We start from the raw sequence: 17,810 nt of genomic DNA, 5'->3' as shown, positions 1-17,810 counted from the left end.
AGTCGCATAAGGGAGAGCGTCGACCGATGCCCTTGAGAGCCTTCAACCCAGTCAGCTCCTTCCGGTGGGCGCGGGGCATGACTATCGTCGCCGCACTTATGACTGTCTTCTTTATCATGCAACTCGTAGGACAGGTGCCGGCAGCGCTCTGGGTCATTTTCGGCGAGGACCGCTTTCGCTGGAGCGCGACGATGATCGGCCTGTCGCTTGCGGTATTCGGAATTCTCCGCGTCCTCTTGGGCGTCGAAGGCCGTGTTCACCGTGTTCGCCATGCGTGCGATCGCGGGGTCGCCGGACTCGTCGACAGGGAGGCGCAGAGTGCGGTCGCCCCCCGCGATCCGCTCGGCCCGGTTGGCCATATCCGCCAGCGGCCGCAGTCCGCGGCCGACGACGATAGCCGCGACCGCGATGAGAGCCGAGGTCGTGGCGAGCGCGACGACCACCAGGGCGGTGACGACGAGCGTGGTGGTGATGTCCCTCGGCGCGCTGCGCATGCCCAGGACGATCGCCGTGACTTCCGAAGAAGTCCCGTTGTCGGCGTAGACGAGACCCAGCCCGGCGACGTCGATCCGCTCCGTGAGGTACGGTCCGGACGCGCGGCGGACTTCGGGTCCCGCCTCGGCGACGACCTCGGCGACGTCCTCCGGGGGAAGGCCGGATGCCGCGACCGCTCGGTCTCCGTCGAGGAGGACGACGCCGATGTCGTTCGCGACGAAGTTCTGCAGCACGTCGTGGTCGATCGTGACGCCGCCGCTGAGGCGCAGACTCGTGAGCACGCGATCCCCCGCCGCGCTCAGGCGGTCGGTGTCGCGGTTCAGAAGGATCGACGGGACCGCGACCGCGCCGATCGCGGCGAACCCCAGGACGATGACGACGACGACCAGCGAGAGACTGAGGGTCAATCGGCCGCGGATGGAACGCATTCGTTACGCCGCACCCGGGTCGTCGATGCGGTAACCGAACCCGCGCACCGTGACGATCATCGAGGGCTGATCGCCGTCGATCTTCCGCCGCAGGCTCGAGATGAAGCGTTCGACGACATTGGCGTCACCCCCGAAGTCGTACATCCAGATCTCCTGCAGGATGACCGTCTTGGAGAGCACCCTCCCGGCGTTGCGCATGAGCAGTTCCAGCAGGCGGAACTCCGTCGGCGACAGGTCGATCGTGCTGCCGCCTCGAGAGACGACGTGTCGGTCCACGTCGACCCGCAGATCGGCGATCTGCAGGGTGTCGTGCGACGCGTCCGACCTGTCGCCGGGGTCCCGGCGACGAAGGATCGCTTCGATCCTCGCGATCAGTTCGATCGCGTTGAACGGCTTCACGAGGTAGTCGTCGCCACCGAGCCGGAGGCCGCGCACACGATCGTCGACGCCGTCCCGAGCGGACAGGAAGATGATCGGGATGCGGGCATCGCGCGCGCGGATGAGGCGAGCGAGTTCGAACCCGTCCAGGACCGGCATCATCACGTCGAGCACGACGACATCCGGAGAACCGGACGAGATCGCCTCCATCGCCGCGATCGCTCCGTCCGCGAGGACGGTGTCGAACCCGCTGAAGCTCAGTGTCGACTCGAGCATCGCTCGGATCTCTTCGTCGTCGTCGACCAGCAGGACGCGCGGGTTCATGTCGCCATCCTTCCAGCGCCTCGCGGGAATGAGGGAGACGTGGCGGGAAGCGATCGGGAGCGCCGGATGCCGATGAGCGCCAGCCCGGCACCGATGAACGACCAGAGGGCGAGGCACACCAGGGGCGCGACCAGGTCGGACGAGATGTTCCCCTCGGCGAGCTGGGCGCCGGCACGCAGGAAGGTCGAGACGGGAAGAAAAGGCGTGACGGTGGCCAACCACGCCGGTGCGGTCTGGAGGGGGAGCGCTCCGGAGAGGGTCGATGCCTCGAGCAGCGTGAGAAGCCCGATCACCACGATGGACCACCGGCCGAGCAGGACGCGGAGCCCCGAGATCAGCGTGACGAAGGTCAGCCCCGCCAGCACGGCGAGCGCGCCGAACCCGAGGACCGACGTGAGGTCCATCCGGAAGATGGTCAGAGTCGCGGTCACCACGAGCCCCTGCGCCGCGCCGATCGCGAGAGCCCGGCGGAGCACCGCGAGCACAAGACGCCCGCTCGACATCGGCGAGACCAGCGCCGCCGCCGAGACTGCCCGGAAGCGGATCGCGAGGGTGGCGATGGCGCCGATCCACAGCACCGCGGAGGCGATCGCCGCGGGGAGCCATCCGTCCGCCGATCCCGTGCTCGTCGTCGAGACGGTCACCGGCTGAGCCACCACATCGGCGACCTGGGTGATCTGATCGTCGGTGTAGGTGGGCGCTGCCGCGGCACCGTCGCTCAGCTTGGTGGCCAACTCTTCTGCCCCGGATGCCGCATCGGTCGCGCCGGCGACCAGGTCGGTCGCCCCTGTCGACACAGTGTCCGCGCCGGTGGCGGCGGTCGCCGTGGCAGTGGCGAGCCGGTCAGCGCCCGAGGCAGCGTCTCGAGCGCCGGCCGAAAGATCCGCTGCGCCCTGCGCGAGGGCGCCGGATGAGGCGGACAGCGTCTCGGCTCCGCTCGCGGTCGTCGCCGCTCCCGCCGCCACCTGGACGGCTGACGACGCGAGCGAGCCGGCCGACTGCGCCGCGTTCGCGACCGCGGCGCAGTATTGCGCGCCCGCCGTGGGCGGGCAGGAAGAGGCGAGCGTGGCGACACCATCCGCCAGCTGCCGGGATCCGGCGGCGGTCGCGGACGTGGCCTCGCGGACCTGCGCCGTCCCCGTCGCGACGGTCGCGGCCCCGTCGCGCAGATCGGCCGCTCCACCCGCAAGACTCGTCGCCCCGTCCGCCACGCGGTGGTTCGCGGTCGCGACGTCGTCCGCCCCTGCGTTCACCTGCCGGAGTCCGTCCGCCACCTCGCCGGCGCCCGAAGCGACCTTCGCGGCACCGTTCCGGACCTGCCCGGTGCCGTCGGCAAGAGTGCCGGCGCCGGTGGCGGCGTCGGTGAGTGCGGTCGAGAGCTGGTCGACGCCGGTGACGGTGCGGGAGACGAACGCGGTGGTGATCTCGCGCCCCAGAGTCTCGGCAGCGGTCTGAGCGATGATCTGCGATGCTGCGGATGCCGCTGCGGAGGCGCCGGGGTCGGTCTCGAGAGTGACCTCGGTCGCGACGGGATCGTCGCCCCCTGCCGAGAGCACGGACGCGGAGAACTCCTCGGGGATGGTCAGCACGGCGTAGTAGTCACCGTCCTGGAGGCCCTCGGCGGCATCCGCTTCGTCGGTCACGACCCATCCGAGCGCGACACGCTCGTCGTCGGCGGGGTGGACGAGCGCGTCGGTGAGGGCGCGTCCCGCGGCCATGGGGCGGTCGCCGGTCACGATCTGGTCGTTGTTGACGATGGCGATGGGGATGTCGTCGGACCGACTCAACCGATCGGCGAGGCCGGCCAACGCGACGGCGGCGCCGAGGAGGGGGAGCGCGATGGCGATTGCGCTGACGAGCGCGATCCTGCGCCCACTGTTCGGGGTCACGCGGAGGCTCCGATCTCGAGGAGGAGGGGGAAGTCATCGGCGGGGGTCGGGCAGACGGTGAGGACCGTCGCACCGGCTTCGGTCAGCGCGCGGACGTCAATGGCCCGTGGAAGGGTGCGGAGGAACAAGATGCGAGCGCCGCACGCGTACGCCACCGCCGCCGAGAGCATCTGGCGCGCGGCCGGGTCGAGATCGGTGATCCGGACATCGAGATCCGGAACGAGGTGCTCGATGACCCCCAGCCGGTGACGTCGCCGCCGACGTCCGCCACCAGCCAGGGCGATCATCGTCCTGGCGAACCGACGCGCCGTATCGGAGCCGGAGACGTCCTCCGGTGAGACCAGCGCCGTGAGTCGACGCACCGCGGTGCCACTGTCCGGCAGCACTTTGCCGGCGACGACCAGCGTGCCGGAGACGAAGTCCGCGCGCCCGCTCAGCGCGGAGGCGAGGCGGTTCCTGCGCGATTCGTCGATGGTCACGGTCTCACCGAGTCGGATGTCGAGCGTCAGGGGGACGTCGTCCTCATCGACCCGAAGGTCGCGGGCGCTGAGGGCGAGCGCCGCCGCGGGAGCATCGTCGACCGCCGCCTGCCGCATCACCGCCTGTCCCTCGATGTCCACCGTGGGAAGGATCCGGTCCAGCCACCGCGGCAACCACCAGGCGTGACGGTGGAGCGCCACCATGATCGCCGGGACCAGTGTCATCCTGACCAGGAAGGCATCGACGAAGACCCCCACGGCGAGACCGACCGCGATCGGTCTGATCGTGTCCGTGCCTCCGGGGACGAACGCGACGAACACCGAGATCATGATCACCGCGGCGGCGGTGACGACCGGAGCCGAGTGCGCGAATCCGCTGGTAACGGCCGTTCGCGCGTCGCCGACGTGGCTGTACTCCTCGCGCATCCGACTGACGAGGAACATCTCGTAGTCCATGGCGAGCCCGAACAGCACACCCATGACGAGGATCGGCAGGAAGCTCACGAGGGGCCCGGGGGAGTCGCCGCTGAGCAGGGCGGGGAACCATCCCCACTGGAAGATCGCGACGATCGCGCCGAATGACGCTCCGACGGAGAGGAGGAAGCCGAGCGTCGCCTTGATCGGCACCCAGATGGAACGGAACACCAGGAGGAGGAGCACGAGCGACAGCCCGACGACGGTGAGGGTGAACGGCACAAGGGCGGCTTGCATGCGTGCGGAGATGTCGATGTTCACGGCGGTCGTCCCCGTCACCCGGATGTCCGAGATGCCGTACTTCTCCTCCCACGCCGGAGCCTGAGCGCGAAGTTCCGCCACGAGGTCTGCCGTCCGGGAGTCGTTCTGACCGCCCTCGGGAATGACCCGGAGAAGGGCGGTGTCGCCTGCGGCGTTCGGCGTCGCCAGGGGGACGGCGGCAACCCCGTCGAGCTGCTCGAGGTCATCCTGCAGCTCATCCACCACGTCCACCGGGTTGCTCGGCGAGAGCACGTCCGCCGTGATGAGGAGCGGAGCATTCCAGCCGGGGCCGAAGGATGCCGCGACGGCGTCGTAGTGATCCCGGGGGATGGTCCCGACCGGCTGGGTGCTGGCGTCTCGCAGACCCAGCTGCATCGACATCGTCGGTGCCGCGACGACTCCCACCCCGAGTACCACCAGCACGATGGTGATCGCCGGCGCACGAGTCACGAGCTTCACCCATCGCTGCGCGAGCGGCGGCCTCGACGCTCGTATCGCGGGTCTCTTGCGGTCTCGCGGTCGGAGGCGTGCGCCCGCGAGCAGCGCGACGGCGGGCAGCAGCGTGAGCGCGACCAGTACCCCCATCGTCACGGCGAGTGCCCCGCCGACGGCCATCGTCGTGAGTGTCGGGATGCCGACGACGAGCAGTCCGCCGAGCGCGATGACGACGGTGATACCCGCGAAGACCACGGCGGTGCCGGCGGTGCCGAGAGCCCGGGCCATGGCCTCTCGGGGCGCCTGGCCCCGGGCCAGCTCGTGGCGATGGCGGGAGAGGACGAAAAGGGAGTAGTCGATGGCCACGGCGAGCCCGAGCATGCTCGAGAACGCGGACGTCGACGGGGAGATCGCGGTCAGGTGCGAGGCGAGGAACAGCGCGCCGAGCGTCGTGCCCACGCTGGTGAGCGCACCCACGAGCGGCATCCCGGCGGCCAACAGTGATCCGAAGACGATGATCAGAACCAGGAGGGCGATAGCGAGGCCGATCACCTCGCCCAAGTGGCTCTGCTCTTCCTGCACGTTGTAGGCGCTTCCACCGATGGTGGAGGTGACGCCGTCCGTGTCGCGGACGGCCGCGTCCTGGACGCCGTCGAGCACCGACTCGGAGGGTTTCCGATCGTCGAACTGGACGGTCGCGAGTGCGGCGTCGCCTCCGGCGTCGATCGTCAGGTCGTCGACGGAGCTGACCCCGGCGACGCCGTCCGCGGCGGCGATCTCATCGAGGCGTGCCTGCATGACCGCGCGGTCGTCCGTGCCGGTGACGTCACCGTCGTCGGCGCGGAACAGCAGCTGAGCACTGGCTCCCGACGCGGAGGAGCCGAAGCGCGTCGCGAGGACGTCCTGCCCTTGCTGGGACTCGGTGCCCGGAATGGAGTTGTCGTCTTCGAACGCCGCTCCCGCGCCGAAGCCCACACCGCCGATGAGAAGCAGCACCGCCACCCAGACGCCGATCACGGCGAGACGATGGCGGCCGATGAAATGGCCGAGGCGATGAAGAGCGAGTGACATGGGTCCTCCGGAGCGAGCGTGGGATCGCTTTCCATCCGAGCGGCCGGGCCTGACGGTCGCCGGGGTGCGGACCTGACCGTCTCCTGACGGCATCCGCGAGTGCGACTGTCGTCAGCGATTCGTCAGGGCTTCGCCAGGGTCCCCGCCGCCCCGCCGGAAGCAGGCCGTGCTCGACTCGCGGCATGGCTCTCCCCCGTTCCCGTCGCGTGGTCCTCCTCTCGCTCGCCTCGGTCCTCCTCTCCGTGGTCGCCGTCGCTGTCGTCGGAGAGATCGCGGTTCGCGCGCGCATCGATGAGCGCCTCGGTTCCCTCGGCACGGACCTCCCGGGCGTGCACACCTCGCTCGCCGGCGGACTCGCGCTGTGGTCGCTCGCGACCGGGCACGTTGACATCGATCTGGCTCTTGACGACACGGCGGTGGCCAACGTCCTCGAATGCCGCACCGGTAAAGACGTCGAGGTTGCGACGAGCACCGACGGCATCACTGTTCAGACCGACCTCGATCTCCGGGGCAGGCCCGTTCCTGCGCGCGCCACGTTCGTCGCCGACCACCGGGACGGCGGCTGGGTACTGGCCGCCGAGAGTGTCGACGTCGGGGGGTTCGCTCTCCCGCCGTCGGCGGTGGGAAGGCTCCTCGGCGAGCGGGCTCCCGAGTGGCTTTCCACCGGATTTCCCCTGCCCGAGACGGGCGAACTCACCGTGACCGGCGTCCGCCTTGCAGCGGGAGAAGCCCACCTGTCCGTCACCGCACCCGTCAGCCCGGACGGGCCGACCTCCGATCGCCCGCTCGCCGCCTTCTCATGCGACCCGACGTCACCCCAGGAGCCCCGATGAACACACCTTCTTCCGACGAGCCTGCCGCGGACGCGGCTGCCGACCGCGCGGGCAGCCGGCCGACACGCACACGCCGCCAGTTCCTCTGGGGTGCGGGCCTCGGTGCGCTCACGGCGGGGGCGGCGATCGGCGTGGGGATGCCGCTCATCCGGGGGCTCGCGTCCACCCCACTCCCGCCGCGAACGACCCCGGTGGCGCCCGGCTCCCTGCGGATCGACCACGTCACCGTCGTGGACCCTCGCGACGGCAGCCGTGACGACGGCGTCTCCATCCTGATCCGCGACGGGCGGATCATCGCGGTCGGGGACGTGGCATCCCTCGCATCCGTTCCGGGTGTTCAGGCCGTCGATGGCGAGGGGCGCTTCGCCGTGCCCGGCTACAACAACATGCACTCGCACGCTCTCCAGGCACAGAACCCGGCACTGATGATGGCCACCATGCTCGCCGAGGGGGTCACGGGCATGCGCCAGATGCTGGGCACATCCGAGATGCTCGCCCACCGCGCCGCGAACCGGCTGCCGTTGTCGATGAATGCGCCGCGTCTGCTCGCGATGCCGGGTGACATCCTCACGCCCTTCAACGCGGGGTCGGTGGATGCCGTGCAGAAGGCGATCGACGCGCAATACGACGCGGGCGCCGACTTCATCAAAATGGTGCTCACCGACCGCGACGTGTTCTTCGCGGCGGTCGAGCGTGCCCACGCGAAGGGTCTGCGCATCGCCGGGCATCTCCCGGAATCCGTCCTCCCGTCGGAAGCCTCGGCGGCCCGATTCGATTCGATCGAACACCTCGGTGCGTCTGACGGGATCTGGATCGAGACATCGTCCCGTCGTGACGAGCTGTGGGCGACCGACGACACCGGGCTGCCCCTGCCCGCGTGGATCGCGGGCCTGCCCGGGGTCGGAGAGATCTATACGGCCACCTCCGCCAAGAAGCTGATCAACCCCGCCGCCTTCGATTCGCCGGAGGCAGTGGCTTTCAAGCGCGAGGCGGTGCAGGCATTCGATGAGGGAGCAGCTCGTGCGCTCGCCGCGACCTTCGTGAAGAACGACACGTGGCACGCACCGACCCTCGTCCGCCTCCGCACGCAGTACCTGATGGACGACGTGGAGTACGAGAAGGATCCATGGCTCTCCCTCATGACCGAAAGCACGCGCCGCGACTATGACGACGTCTTGGCGACCTTCCGGGCGCTCCCTGATCTGACGCGCGAGAGTTACCGCGAGGTCTACGACGCGGTGCTGCGGGTGACCAAGGTTCTCCACGACGAGGGGGTGCCGATGATGGCGGCCACCGACGGGCAGGGCAAAGCTCCGGGCCAGCGCCTGCAGCTCGAGTTCCAGGAGCTGGCGAAAGCCGGCATCCGTCCCCTGGACATCCTCCGGATGGCCACCACCGCCCCGGCCCGGTACCTGGGGCGGACGGCGACGATGGGCGTCATCGCGCCGGGGGCGGATGCCGACCTGCTGCTGCTCGCGTCGGACCCGACGGTGGACGTCGCCGCTCTGGGGTCGATCACCGCCATCGTCCGCGACGGCCACTTCCTCCCTGCCGAGGATCTCGATGCGCTGATCGAGCGGCTGGCCGAACAGCCGGAGGAGGGGGCCGCTCCGGGGTTCCCGACAGCGGCAACGCCGTACGAATGCTGCTGATGACGCGGGAGCGGCGCTCCGGGGTGGTGCGGCGGTCGAGAAGCGCCCCTTGTCGGAAACCCATGCCGAAACGCGGCATCCGTTGTGCACCTCATGCGGTACAGGGCATGACGTGACCGTTAGCGTGGGTACATGACCCCGCTCGACGACCCGGCTCTCGTGCGCGTTCTGGCGGCCGACGGCACCCTCGCGCCCACCCCTGAGGCCGAGCGCTATCTGCCCCTGATCGAGGCCCTCACCGACGCGGAACTCGAGACGTTCTACCGCGACATGGTCTCGATCCGCGCCTTCGACGTGCAAGCGACCAACCTGCAGCGCCAGGGGCAGCTCGCCCTGTGGCCGCCGTCCTTCGGGCAGGAGGCCGCGCAGGTCGGTTCGGCTCGCGCCGCCCGACCGCAGGACCACATCTTCCCCTCGTACCGCGAACACGTGGTGACCCGCATCCGCGGTGTCGACCCGATCGACATCATCCGGCTGATGCGCGGGCTCACGCACGGCGGGTGGGACCCGTCCGACCCCAAGAACGGCAACACCCACATCTACACGCTGGTGCTCGGTGCGCAGACGCTGCACGCCACGGGCCTCGGCATGGGGCTCGTGTTCGACGGAAAGTGCGGCACCGGAGACCCCGAGCGCGACGAAGCCGTGATCGTCTACTACGGCGACGGCGCGTCCAGCCAGGGCGACGTGCACGAGTCGATGGTGTTCGCCGCGAGCTTCCAGACGCCCGAGGTGTTCTTCCTGCAGAACAACCAGTGGGCCATCTCGGTCCCGGTCGCCACCCAGTCGCGCACCCCGCTCTACAAGCGGGCGGCGGGGTATGGCATCCCGAGTGTCCAGGTCGACGGCAACGACGTGCTCGCGAGCTACGCGGTGTCCAAGCTCGCGCTCGACGAGGCCCGCGCCGGCGGCGGCCCGCGCGCGATCGAGGCGATGACCTATCGCCGCGGCGCGCACACCACGAGCGACGACCCCACGAAGTACCGCACCTCCGCCGAGGAAGAGGCGTGGGCGCACCGCGACCCGATCGCCCGCCTCCGGACCTTCCTCGAGGCACGCGGCGCGTCGCAGCAGTTCTTCGACGACGCGGATGCCGAGGGCCGCGCGCTCGCCGATGACGTGCGCGTGCGCACGAACGAGCTCGGCGGGCTCCCGCGGGCGCACATGTTCGACAGCGTCTACGCCGAGGCCCACACCCTGATCGCCGAGGAGCAGCGCTGGCTCGACGACTACGAAGCCGCGATGGAAGGGGGAGCGGAATGACCGAGAACCTCCCGATCAGCCGTGCCCTCAACGCCGGCCTCCGCCGCGCGCTCGAGACGAACGACCGCGTCCTGCTCATGGGCGAGGACATCGGACCGCTCGGCGGCGTCTTCCGCGTCACCGAGGGCCTGCAGAAGGACTTCGGCCCCCGCCGCGTCATCGACTCGCCGCTCGCGGAGTCCGGCATCGTCGGCACCGCGATCGGTCTCGCGATGGGCGGCTTCCGCCCCGTGCTCGAGATCCAGTTCGACGGGTTCGTCTTCCCCGCGTTCGACCAGATCACGTCGCAGCTCGCGAAGCTCACGAACCGTCACGAGGGCGCGCTGCAGCTGCCCGTCGTCATCCGCATCCCCTACGGCGGGCACATCGGCGCGATCGAGCACCACCAGGAGAGCCCCGAGGCGTACTTCACGCACACCCCGGGCCTGCGGGTCGTGAGCCCCTCGACGGCGAACGACGCCTACTGGATGATCCAGCAGGCGATCGACTCGCCCGACCCCGTGATCTTCCTCGAACCCAAGGCGAAGTACTGGCAGAAGGGCGAGGTCGACACCGAGGCCCCCGCGCTGCCGCTCCACGCGAGCCGGATCGTCCGCCGCGGCACCGACGTCACGCTCGTCGGCCACGGCGCGATGGTGACGACGCTGCTGCAGGCCGCGGCGCTCGCCGAGAGCGAGGGCACGAGCTGCGAGGTCGTCGACCTGCGCTCGCTGTCGCCGGTCGACTACGGTCCGCTGCTGGACTCGGTGCGCCGCACCGGTCGCATGGTCTACGCGCAGGAGGCGCCGGGCTTCACGTCGCTCGGCTCCGAGGTCGCCGCGACCGTCACCGAGCGGGCGTTCTTCGCGCTCGAGGCGCCGGTGCTGCGCGTGTCGGGCTTCGACGTGCCGTTCCCGCCCGCGAAGCTCGAGGGCACGTACCTCCCGGACGCCGACCGCATCCTCGAGGCCGTCGACCGCTCGCTGGCCTACTGACCCCCGCCCACCCCCGTGGACCGCGAGACTGCACTTCGCCGACGAGACCGCGGCATTCCGCCGCTGTCTCGTCAGTGAGATGCTGTCTCGCGAGCAAAGGACACACCGTGACCGAGCAGACTTTCGTCCTCCCCGACGTCGGTGAAGGACTCACCGAGGCCGAGATCGTCCAGTGGCGCGTCGCCCCGGGCGACACCGTCGCCGTGAACGACGTGATCGTCGAGATCGAGACGGCGAAGTCGCTCGTCGAGCTGCCGTCGCCGTTCGCGGGCACGGTCGGCGAGTTGCTGGCATCCGAGGGCGCGACGGTCGAGGTCGGCGCGCCGATCATCACCATCGGATCGGCGGATGCCACGCCCCCCGCGCCCGCGCAGCCGGCCACGGTTCCCGAGCCCAGCGACCCGGGCGGAGCGGTGCTCGTCGGCTACGGCACCGGCGGCGCCGTGTCGTCGCGGCGGCGGAAGCCCGCGGAGCGTCCGGTCAAGGCATCCGTCGGGGTCGTCGCGAAGCCCCCGATCCGCAAGCTCGCGCGCGACCTCGGCGTCGACCTCGCGGCCGTGACGCCGAGCGGCCCCGCCGGCGAGGTCACCCGGCAGGACGTCGTGAAGCACGCCGAGCAGGCGAGCGTCTTCCGCAACATCGAGACGCCCGAGTGGGGCGCCGTGCGCGAGGAGACGATCCCGGTCGCGGCCCCCGTTGCGCCCGCGCCGGTCGACGACGCGCGCGAGGAGTCGATTCCGGTCCGCGGCGTCCGCAAGGCCACGGCCAACGCGATGACGTCGAGCGCGTACTCGGCCCCGCACGTGTCGGTGTGGGTCGATGTCGACGCGTCGCGCACGATGGAGCTCGTCAAGCGCCTCAAGGCGTCGCCGGACTTCGCCGACGTGAAGATCTCGCCGCTGCTCATCATGGCGCGCGCCGTGATCTGGGCGCTGCGCCGCACCCCGATGATCAACGCCACGTGGGTCGACGGCGTCGACGGCGCGCAGATCCGCATGCGCCACTACGTCAACCTCGGCATCGCCGCGGCGACCCCGCGCGGCCTGCTGGTGCCGAACATCAAGGACGCGCAGGCGATGAACACGCGCGAACTCGCCAAGGCGCTCGAGAGCCTCACGCTGACCGCCCGCGAGGGCAGGACGAGCCCCGCCGATCAGGCCGGCGGCACGTTCACGATCACCAACATCGGCGTGTTCGGAGTGGATGCCGGTACCCCGATCATCAACCCCGGCGAGGCCGGCATCATCGCGCTGGGTGCCATCCGGCAGAAGCCGTGGGTCGTCGACGGCGAGGTGCGCCCCCGCTGGGTGACCACGGTCTCGGGCTCGTTCGATCACCGCGTGGTCGACGGCGACGGCATCTCGCGGTTCATCGCGGACGTGGCATCCGTTCTGGAAGAGCCGGCGCTGCTGCTCGACTGATGCGATCCGCAGACGACGCCCGGGCTTCGGCGATCCAGCGCATCGAGAACGCCGCCATCGCCGTCGCGATCCTGGTCGCGGTCATCGTCGCGGGCGGCCCGTGGTGGTTGTTGTTCGCACTCTTCCTCGTCTTCGACCTCTCCGCGGTGGGGTATCTGCGCAGCCCACGGCTGGGGGCACTGACCTACAACCTCGTCCACAGCTACGTCGGACCGGCGCTGGTCGCCGTCGCGTACCTCGTCCTCGCGGCGACGGGGACACCGCTGCCGTGGCTGCTCCTCGCGGGAGCGTGCTGGGCCTTCCACGTCGGCGTGGACCGCGCGGTCGGGTACGGCCTGAAGCTGCAGGATGCGTCGCACACGCACCTCGGGCCCATCGGCCCCGCGAAGCGCGAGGAGCGTTCGACGGGAGTGTGAGGGCGCGGGACGGCATGCCGTGCCAGATGGGCATTGCGGCGGTTCTGCCACGGGTTCCCCGCGATCGCCGTCAGGGCGCCGACCGTGGCTCGGGTCCGACCTCGTCCCGGGCCGCGACCTGAGCGGGGGCTTCGCCCGCAGTCTCACCCGTCGCCTTGGTCTCGGGTGGGTCATGTTAGCCTCACCAAATGCAAAGGCCGGTCATGTCCATGTTCCGGTCGAGTGTGCTAGGCGTGTTTCTCGTCCTCGCGGCTGTGGTCCACGGCACAGGCGCGGCCGCCGCCGTCGAAGCGCCGGACCCGACGCCGTCCCCGTCCCCGTCCTCGTCGCAGGAGGCCACGCTTCCTGTGGGCACGGGCGAGTCGGAGGGTGACACCGCGAATGCGGACCCGGGGGATCTCGATCCCACGCTGAATCCGCAGATCGAGCTCCCCCCGGAGGAGCAGGCTCCGGTCAGCGGCTCAGCGAGGAGTGTGCCGGTCGGCAGCATCCCCCTGCTCGATATCACTCTGCCGAGTGGTCGGACGCTCGCCGAGCTGAACGCGTCCAAGGCGAAGATCCCCGCCGATCCGGCGAACGAGGCCCACTCGGTCCTGACTCTGACGGACGCGGTCGATCCGGCCAACAATCTGGTGGGGGTGTCCCTGGAAGAGATCAAGGGGCGTGGGAACTTCACCTGGCTTCTGGACAAGAAGCCGTATCAGATCAAATTCGACACATCGACGTCCGTGCTCGGTCTGCCGAAGGCCAAGACGTGGATCCTGCTCGCGAATCACGCCGATCCGTCGCTGCTGCGCAACAAAGTGACTCTGGATCTGGCCGCGCAGCTCGGAATCGCGGGTACTCCCGACGCGCGCTCGGTGGACCTGACGATCAATGGGGAGTTTCTGGGCAATTACCTCCTCACCGAGAAGGTGGAGGTCAAGAAGAACAGGCTGGAACTCGGCAACCCCGGCGGACTCCTGCTCGAGCTCGACAACAGCTACGGGAAGAGCGAGGAGTTCTTCTTCACCACCAAGACCAGCGGCACGACCTTCGTTCTGAAGGACGCCGTGCAGAGCGTCTCGTCGCCTCTTCCCGGGGATCTGGCCGCGTCCTACCAGAGCGCTCAGCGGTATATCGACGCGTTCGAGTCCGCTCTGTATGCGCCGGATCCGGACTGGACGACGATCAGTTCGATGATCGATGTCGACTCCTTGCTCGCGTACTACTTCGTGCTCGAGTTCTCGGAGAACCCCGACGCCGTGACGTCGAGCGTGTACTTCTGGCGCGACGGACCCGACGATGTGCTCCACGCCGGACCCGCCTGGGATTTCGATATCGCCCTCGGCCTCTACGGGGCCGCCGCGCTCGGAGGAAATCCGACTGAGGATTACCAGATGAATGCGCGGACGATGCGCACCGGCGGGACCGCCTGGTTCCAGGAGCTGTTCCGCAATCCCGAGTTCGCGAAGCGTGCCGGCGAGATCTTCGATGAGCGCGTGCGACCCGCGATCGATTCGGTCCTCGCTCGCCTGGACACCGACGTCTCCTCGCTCGGCGCATCGGCCGAAGCGAATTTCTCGCGGTGGCCCGATGTGCTCGGCCGGCCGTCGATCATCTCGGGGGCCCGATCGGTCGGGGCGACCTGGCAGAAGGAAGCTGCATTCCTGCGCCAGTGGGTTGCGCAGCGTGTGGAGTACCTCGGCTCGAAGTACTCCTCGGGTATGCCGGTCCTCGCCTACTCGGCCCATTCGGCGCAGATCGGGTGGCAGCCCGGCGCGACCGCAGGGCAGTTCGTGGGCACGACGGGGCGAGGGCTTCCCCTGGAAGCGTTGTCGGTGGAGCTCACCGGTGGGGCGGTGGCAGGTCAGATCCAGTCACGGGGCCACGTGCAGAACATCGGGTGGATGCCATGGGTGACGGGTGACACCACGGTCGGCACGACGGGACGAGGCCTGCGGTTGGAGGCCGTGAGTTTCGCCCTCTCGGCCCGACTCGCTGCCGATTACGACCTGTCGTACCGGGCGCACGTGCAGAACATCGGCTGGATGCCCTGGGTCGGAAGCGGTGCCGTTGCGGGTACGACCGGTCAGGGACTGCAGGTCGAGGCCGTTCAGATCCGTCTGCTGAAGAAGGCCGTCCCGGTCGTGGGTTCGACCGTCGCCTATTCGACTCACGTGTCTCAGATCGGGTGGACACTGCCCGTCGTCGATGGATCGGTCAGCGGGTCGATGGGTGCCGGACTGCAGGTGGAATCGCTTCAGGCATCGCTGACGAGCTCGGAGTACGACGGCACGCTGTCGCTTCGGGCTCACGTCCAGGACATCGGTTGGACGGAATGGGGGGATTCGCCCGGCCCGGCTGGTACGGAGGGGCGCGGGCTGCGGCTGGAGGCTGTGCAGCTGCGCCTGCAGGGCGAGATCTCTCAGCACTACCGGGTGAGATACAGCGCTTACGTCGACGGCGCCTGGCGGGACTGGGTGACAGGTGGCCAGACGGCCGGTACGACGGGGCAAGCGAAGCGCGTCGAGGCGCTGCGGATCGAACTCGTCCCCCGTTCGTGATCTCGCGCCTGCGGCTCGGGGCGGTCGTCGTCAGACGGGGTCAGCCACCGGCCGCAGGGAGGCGCGCTCGTGGAACTCCAGGGCGAGCGTCTGCACCCGGTCGTCCCCCAGACCGCCGTCGAGTTCCGCGAGGAGCATCCGGCCGGTGAGCATCCCGGCCTCGCGCGGCCGCAGATCCACGGCGGCGATCGGCGGAAGCACGACGGGCATCGCCGCGCTGTCGACGTGCGACACCAGCTGGACCTGATCGGGGACGACGACGCCGAGCTCGTGGAGGGCGGTGAGCACTCCGACGGCGACCCCGTCGACCGCGCAGACGATGGCATCCACGTCCTCGTTCGTCGACAGCACGCGGGCGATGAGGGTGTGGATGCCGGCGGCGGTCGGGACCTCGGCGAGCGTGATCACCTCGACCCGCACCGACGCGTCACGCGCCCAGGCCGATGCCCCCGCCCGGGCCGCGTCGACCCACGACTGTGCGATGTCGGGGGCGAGGAGGACGATCGACGTCGCGCCCCCGCGGCGCAGGCGGTCGAGCGAGTCCCGCATCGCCTCGGCCTGGTCGGTGACCACGGAGCCGGTGGGGGCCGGCATCCCGTCCGGGACGAGTTCGGAGGTGATCACGGGCTTGCCGGACTCGAGGATCGCTCGGGCGAGCGGGTCGCCGGCGACGACGTCGGACATCACGAACCCGTCGACGTGGAGGCGGTCCACGCTGTCGGGGCGCAGGCTGTGCGGGATCAGCGAAAGCGACATCTCGTCCTGGCCGAGGGCTTCGGAGAGACCGAAGGTGAAGTTCATGTAGTAGTCCATGAACCGCACCTGCGGGGGGAGCCAGAGGCCGACGGATCCCGCGCGTGATCTGCGGAAGTTGCTGGCGGCGGTGTTGGGCGAGAACGACAGCGATGCGGCCGCCTCGCGGACGCGCGCCCGCGTGGCCTCCGAGACGCGGCCACGGCCCGCGAGCGCGCGGGATGCCGTGCCCAGGGAGACCTGGGCCAGATCGGCCACTTGCTGCAGGGTCGCGCGCTGTTTCATCCGGCCCCCTCTCCCGGTCGAGTTTACGGAGAGGTTTCGGTGAGCGAACAATCAATGCGCAATCGATTGTGCATTGCGGAAATCTCGTCCATGATCTACTTCGACCAGACCGCCTCGACGACGAGGCGGGTTCACTCTCCCGAGAGGCCCGACTGTGACCGAGCAGCTCCTCCGCACCACCGACCACCCCCAGACCGACGGGCTGCGCCCCGCGGCCCTCGGGACGTGGGGCGTGGTCTTCCTCGTCGTTTCCGCCGCAGCGCCGCTCAGCGTGCTCGCCGGCATCGGTCCGCTCGCCGTGCTGATCGGTGGCCCCTCGGCGCCGCTCGTCTACGCGATCGCCGGCGTCGTGCTCGCCATTTTCGCGATCGGCTTCCTGTTCACCGCCCGTCACCTCAAGCCCATGGGCGGCTTCTACACCTACGTGACGGCCGGGCTCGGCCGAGTTGCGGGCCTGGCCGCGGGGCTGCTCGCCTGGGTCTCGTACAACCTGCTGCAGATCGGGCTGTGGGGCCTGTTCGGTGTGATGGCCCACGGCATGCTCGCCGCGGTGTTCGGCCTCGACGTGCCGTGGTGGGCCGCGTCGCTCGTCAGCGTCGTGCTCGTGTTCGGGCTCGCGGCCCTCGGCGTCGACGTGGGCGCCAAGGTGCTCGGCGTGCTGCTCGTGCTCGAGACGGTGATGCTCGTCATCCTCGCGGGTGCGATCGTGCTTCAGCGCGGCGGTCAGTTCGACCTCGGCACCCTCGCCCCCGAGAACGTCTTCACGCCGAACATGCTGGCGATCCTCGGCTTCGGCTTCGCCGCCTTCATGGGCTTCGAGTCCACGGTGCTCTACCGTGCCGAGGCGCGGTCGCCCGAGCGGACGATCCCGCGCGCCACCTACATCGCCGTCGCGTTCCTCGCGATCTTCTACGCGGCGACGCTGTGGATCGTCATTCAGGCGTTCGGCAGCGCCGACGTCGCCGGGGTCATCGCCGCCGACCCGTCCTCCTTCTTCTTCGTCGCCACGGGTCAGTACGTCGGCCCGTGGGGAGTGACGGTGATGTTCGTCCTGATCGTGACGAGCATCTTCGCCGGGCAGCTCGCCTTCCACAACGCGATCAACCGCTACAGCTTCGCGCTCTCGTGCGATGGCATCCTTCCCTCCTTCTTCTCGCGGACGAACCGCCGCGGGGCGCCGTGGCTGGCGGGGCTCCTGCAGTCGATCCTCGGCGCCGTCGTGGTGGCGGGCTTCGCGATCGCGGGGCTCGACCCGCTCACGAAGCTGGTCATCCTGGTGAACTCCCCGGGCGTCTACGGCGTGATCGCCCTGCAGCTGCTCGCGTCGATCGCCGTCGTCGCGTTCATCGTCCGCAACCGCACGCTGCCGCGGCGCTGGTACGTGCTTCCGGCGGCGATCCTGTCGATCGTCCTGATGCCGGTGCTGTTCGTCG

At 69.7% G+C, this 17,810-nt stretch carries 12 protein-coding genes and 1 pseudogene; 9 read left to right on the top strand and 4 right to left on the bottom strand.

All coding sequences use genetic code 11. The annotated features are described in order from the left end of the window. A pseudogene (locus tag I5G_RS26165) lies at positions 1 to 227 on the top strand (hypothetical protein); the annotation flags it as partial. Between the two features lie 699 nt (positions 228 to 926). Here the strand turns inward: I5G_RS26165 and I5G_RS07150 are convergent. From I5G_RS07150 to I5G_RS21185, 3 genes are read right to left on the bottom strand one after another with little or no spacing between them, the layout of a single operon-like run. Further along, positions 927 to 1,625, bottom strand: a complete 699-nt coding sequence (locus tag I5G_RS07150; protein ID WP_022878445.1) for a response regulator transcription factor — start codon at positions 1,623 to 1,625, stop codon at positions 927 to 929. After that, entirely contained in the window at positions 1,622 to 3,514 is a 1,893-nt protein-coding gene (locus I5G_RS07145) for a YhgE/Pip domain-containing protein (protein WP_022878444.1), read from the bottom strand. Before I5G_RS07145 ends, I5G_RS07150 begins: the two co-directional genes overlap by 4 nt. Continuing rightward, positions 3,511 to 6,234: an MMPL family transporter gene (locus tag I5G_RS21185; RefSeq protein ID WP_022878443.1), complete on the bottom strand. Its 2,724-nt coding sequence runs from the start codon at positions 6,232 to 6,234 to the stop codon at positions 3,511 to 3,513. Before I5G_RS21185 ends, I5G_RS07145 begins: the two co-directional genes overlap by 4 nt. A gap of 182 nt (positions 6,235 to 6,416) precedes the next feature. Between I5G_RS21185 and I5G_RS07135 the strand changes: the two genes are divergently transcribed. The 7 genes from I5G_RS07135 to I5G_RS23945 all read left to right on the top strand — a co-directional run bounded on the left by I5G_RS07135 (position 6,417) and on the right by I5G_RS23945 (position 15,339). Further along, positions 6,417 to 7,067 carry a hypothetical protein gene (locus tag I5G_RS07135; RefSeq protein ID WP_022878442.1) on the top strand — a complete coding sequence of 217 codons (651 nt, stop codon included), beginning with the start codon at positions 6,417 to 6,419 and terminating at the stop codon, positions 7,065 to 7,067. After that, the gene (locus I5G_RS21180) at positions 7,064 to 8,719 is read left to right on the top strand and encodes an amidohydrolase family protein (protein ID WP_022878441.1); all 1,656 of its coding nucleotides are present in this window, start codon (positions 7,064 to 7,066) and stop codon (positions 8,717 to 8,719) included. The genes I5G_RS07135 and I5G_RS21180 overlap by 4 nt, the downstream gene beginning before the upstream one ends. A gap of 132 nt (positions 8,720 to 8,851) precedes the next feature. Further along, positions 8,852 to 9,982, top strand: a complete 1,131-nt coding sequence (locus I5G_RS07125) for a thiamine pyrophosphate-dependent enzyme (RefSeq protein WP_022878440.1) — start codon at positions 8,852 to 8,854, stop codon at positions 9,980 to 9,982. Continuing rightward, positions 9,979 to 10,956: an alpha-ketoacid dehydrogenase subunit beta gene (locus I5G_RS07120; protein ID WP_022878439.1), complete on the top strand. Its 978-nt coding sequence runs from the start codon at positions 9,979 to 9,981 to the stop codon at positions 10,954 to 10,956. Before I5G_RS07125 ends, I5G_RS07120 begins: the two co-directional genes overlap by 4 nt. Before the next feature lie 107 nt (positions 10,957 to 11,063). Continuing rightward, entirely contained in the window at positions 11,064 to 12,377 is a 1,314-nt protein-coding gene (locus tag I5G_RS07115) for a dihydrolipoamide acetyltransferase family protein (protein WP_022878438.1), read from the top strand. Then, entirely contained in the window at positions 12,377 to 12,793 is a 417-nt protein-coding gene (locus I5G_RS07110; RefSeq protein ID WP_022878437.1) for a DUF4260 domain-containing protein, read from the top strand. The genes I5G_RS07115 and I5G_RS07110 overlap by 1 nt, the downstream gene beginning before the upstream one ends. A gap of 473 nt (positions 12,794 to 13,266) precedes the next feature. After that, a complete protein-coding gene (locus I5G_RS23945; protein ID WP_187288812.1) occupies positions 13,267 to 15,339 on the top strand; it encodes a CotH kinase family protein in 2,073 nt (690 codons plus the stop codon). A 30-nt stretch (positions 15,340 to 15,369) separates the two neighbouring features. Here I5G_RS23945 and I5G_RS07100 read toward each other — a convergent pair whose 3' ends face one another. Further along, on the bottom strand, positions 15,370 to 16,377 hold the full coding sequence (locus I5G_RS07100) for a LacI family DNA-binding transcriptional regulator (RefSeq protein ID WP_022878435.1): 1,008 nt from the start codon (positions 16,375 to 16,377) through the stop codon (positions 15,370 to 15,372). Between the two features lie 154 nt (positions 16,378 to 16,531). On the opposite strand from I5G_RS07100, the gene I5G_RS07095 reads away from it, so the two are divergent. Then, the coding region (locus tag I5G_RS07095; protein WP_022878434.1) for an APC family permease at positions 16,532 to 17,810 on the top strand (1,279 nt) is incomplete at its 3' end.

It is taken from the genome of Microbacterium sp. B19 (genome assembly GCF_000333395.1).
Lineage (GTDB): Bacteria > Actinomycetota > Actinomycetes > Actinomycetales > Microbacteriaceae > Microbacterium.
The sequence above is the reverse complement of the archived record's forward strand: the minus strand, read 5'-3'. Positions and strand labels throughout refer to the sequence as shown.

Bases quoted from the DNA above. Each gene is read 5' to 3' on its own strand.
- I5G_RS07150 (WP_022878445.1), bottom strand. From the start codon at position 1,625: ATGAACCCGCGCGTCCTGCTGGTCGACGACGACGAAGAGATCCGAGCG.
- I5G_RS07135 (WP_022878442.1), top strand. From the start codon at position 6,417: ATGGCTCTCCCCCGTTCCCGTCGCGTGGTCCTCCTCTCGCTCGCCTCG.
- I5G_RS07110 (WP_022878437.1), top strand. From the start codon at position 12,377: ATGCGATCCGCAGACGACGCCCGGGCTTCGGCGATCCAGCGCATCGAG.
- I5G_RS21180 (WP_022878441.1), top strand. From the start codon at position 7,064: ATGAACACACCTTCTTCCGACGAGCCTGCCGCGGACGCGGCTGCCGAC.
- I5G_RS07100 (WP_022878435.1), bottom strand. From the start codon at position 16,377: ATGAAACAGCGCGCGACCCTGCAGCAAGTGGCCGATCTGGCCCAGGTC.
- I5G_RS07125 (WP_022878440.1), top strand. From the start codon at position 8,852: ATGACCCCGCTCGACGACCCGGCTCTCGTGCGCGTTCTGGCGGCCGAC.
- I5G_RS07120 (WP_022878439.1), top strand. From the start codon at position 9,979: ATGACCGAGAACCTCCCGATCAGCCGTGCCCTCAACGCCGGCCTCCGC.
- I5G_RS21185 (WP_022878443.1), bottom strand. From the start codon at position 6,234: ATGTCACTCGCTCTTCATCGCCTCGGCCATTTCATCGGCCGCCATCGT.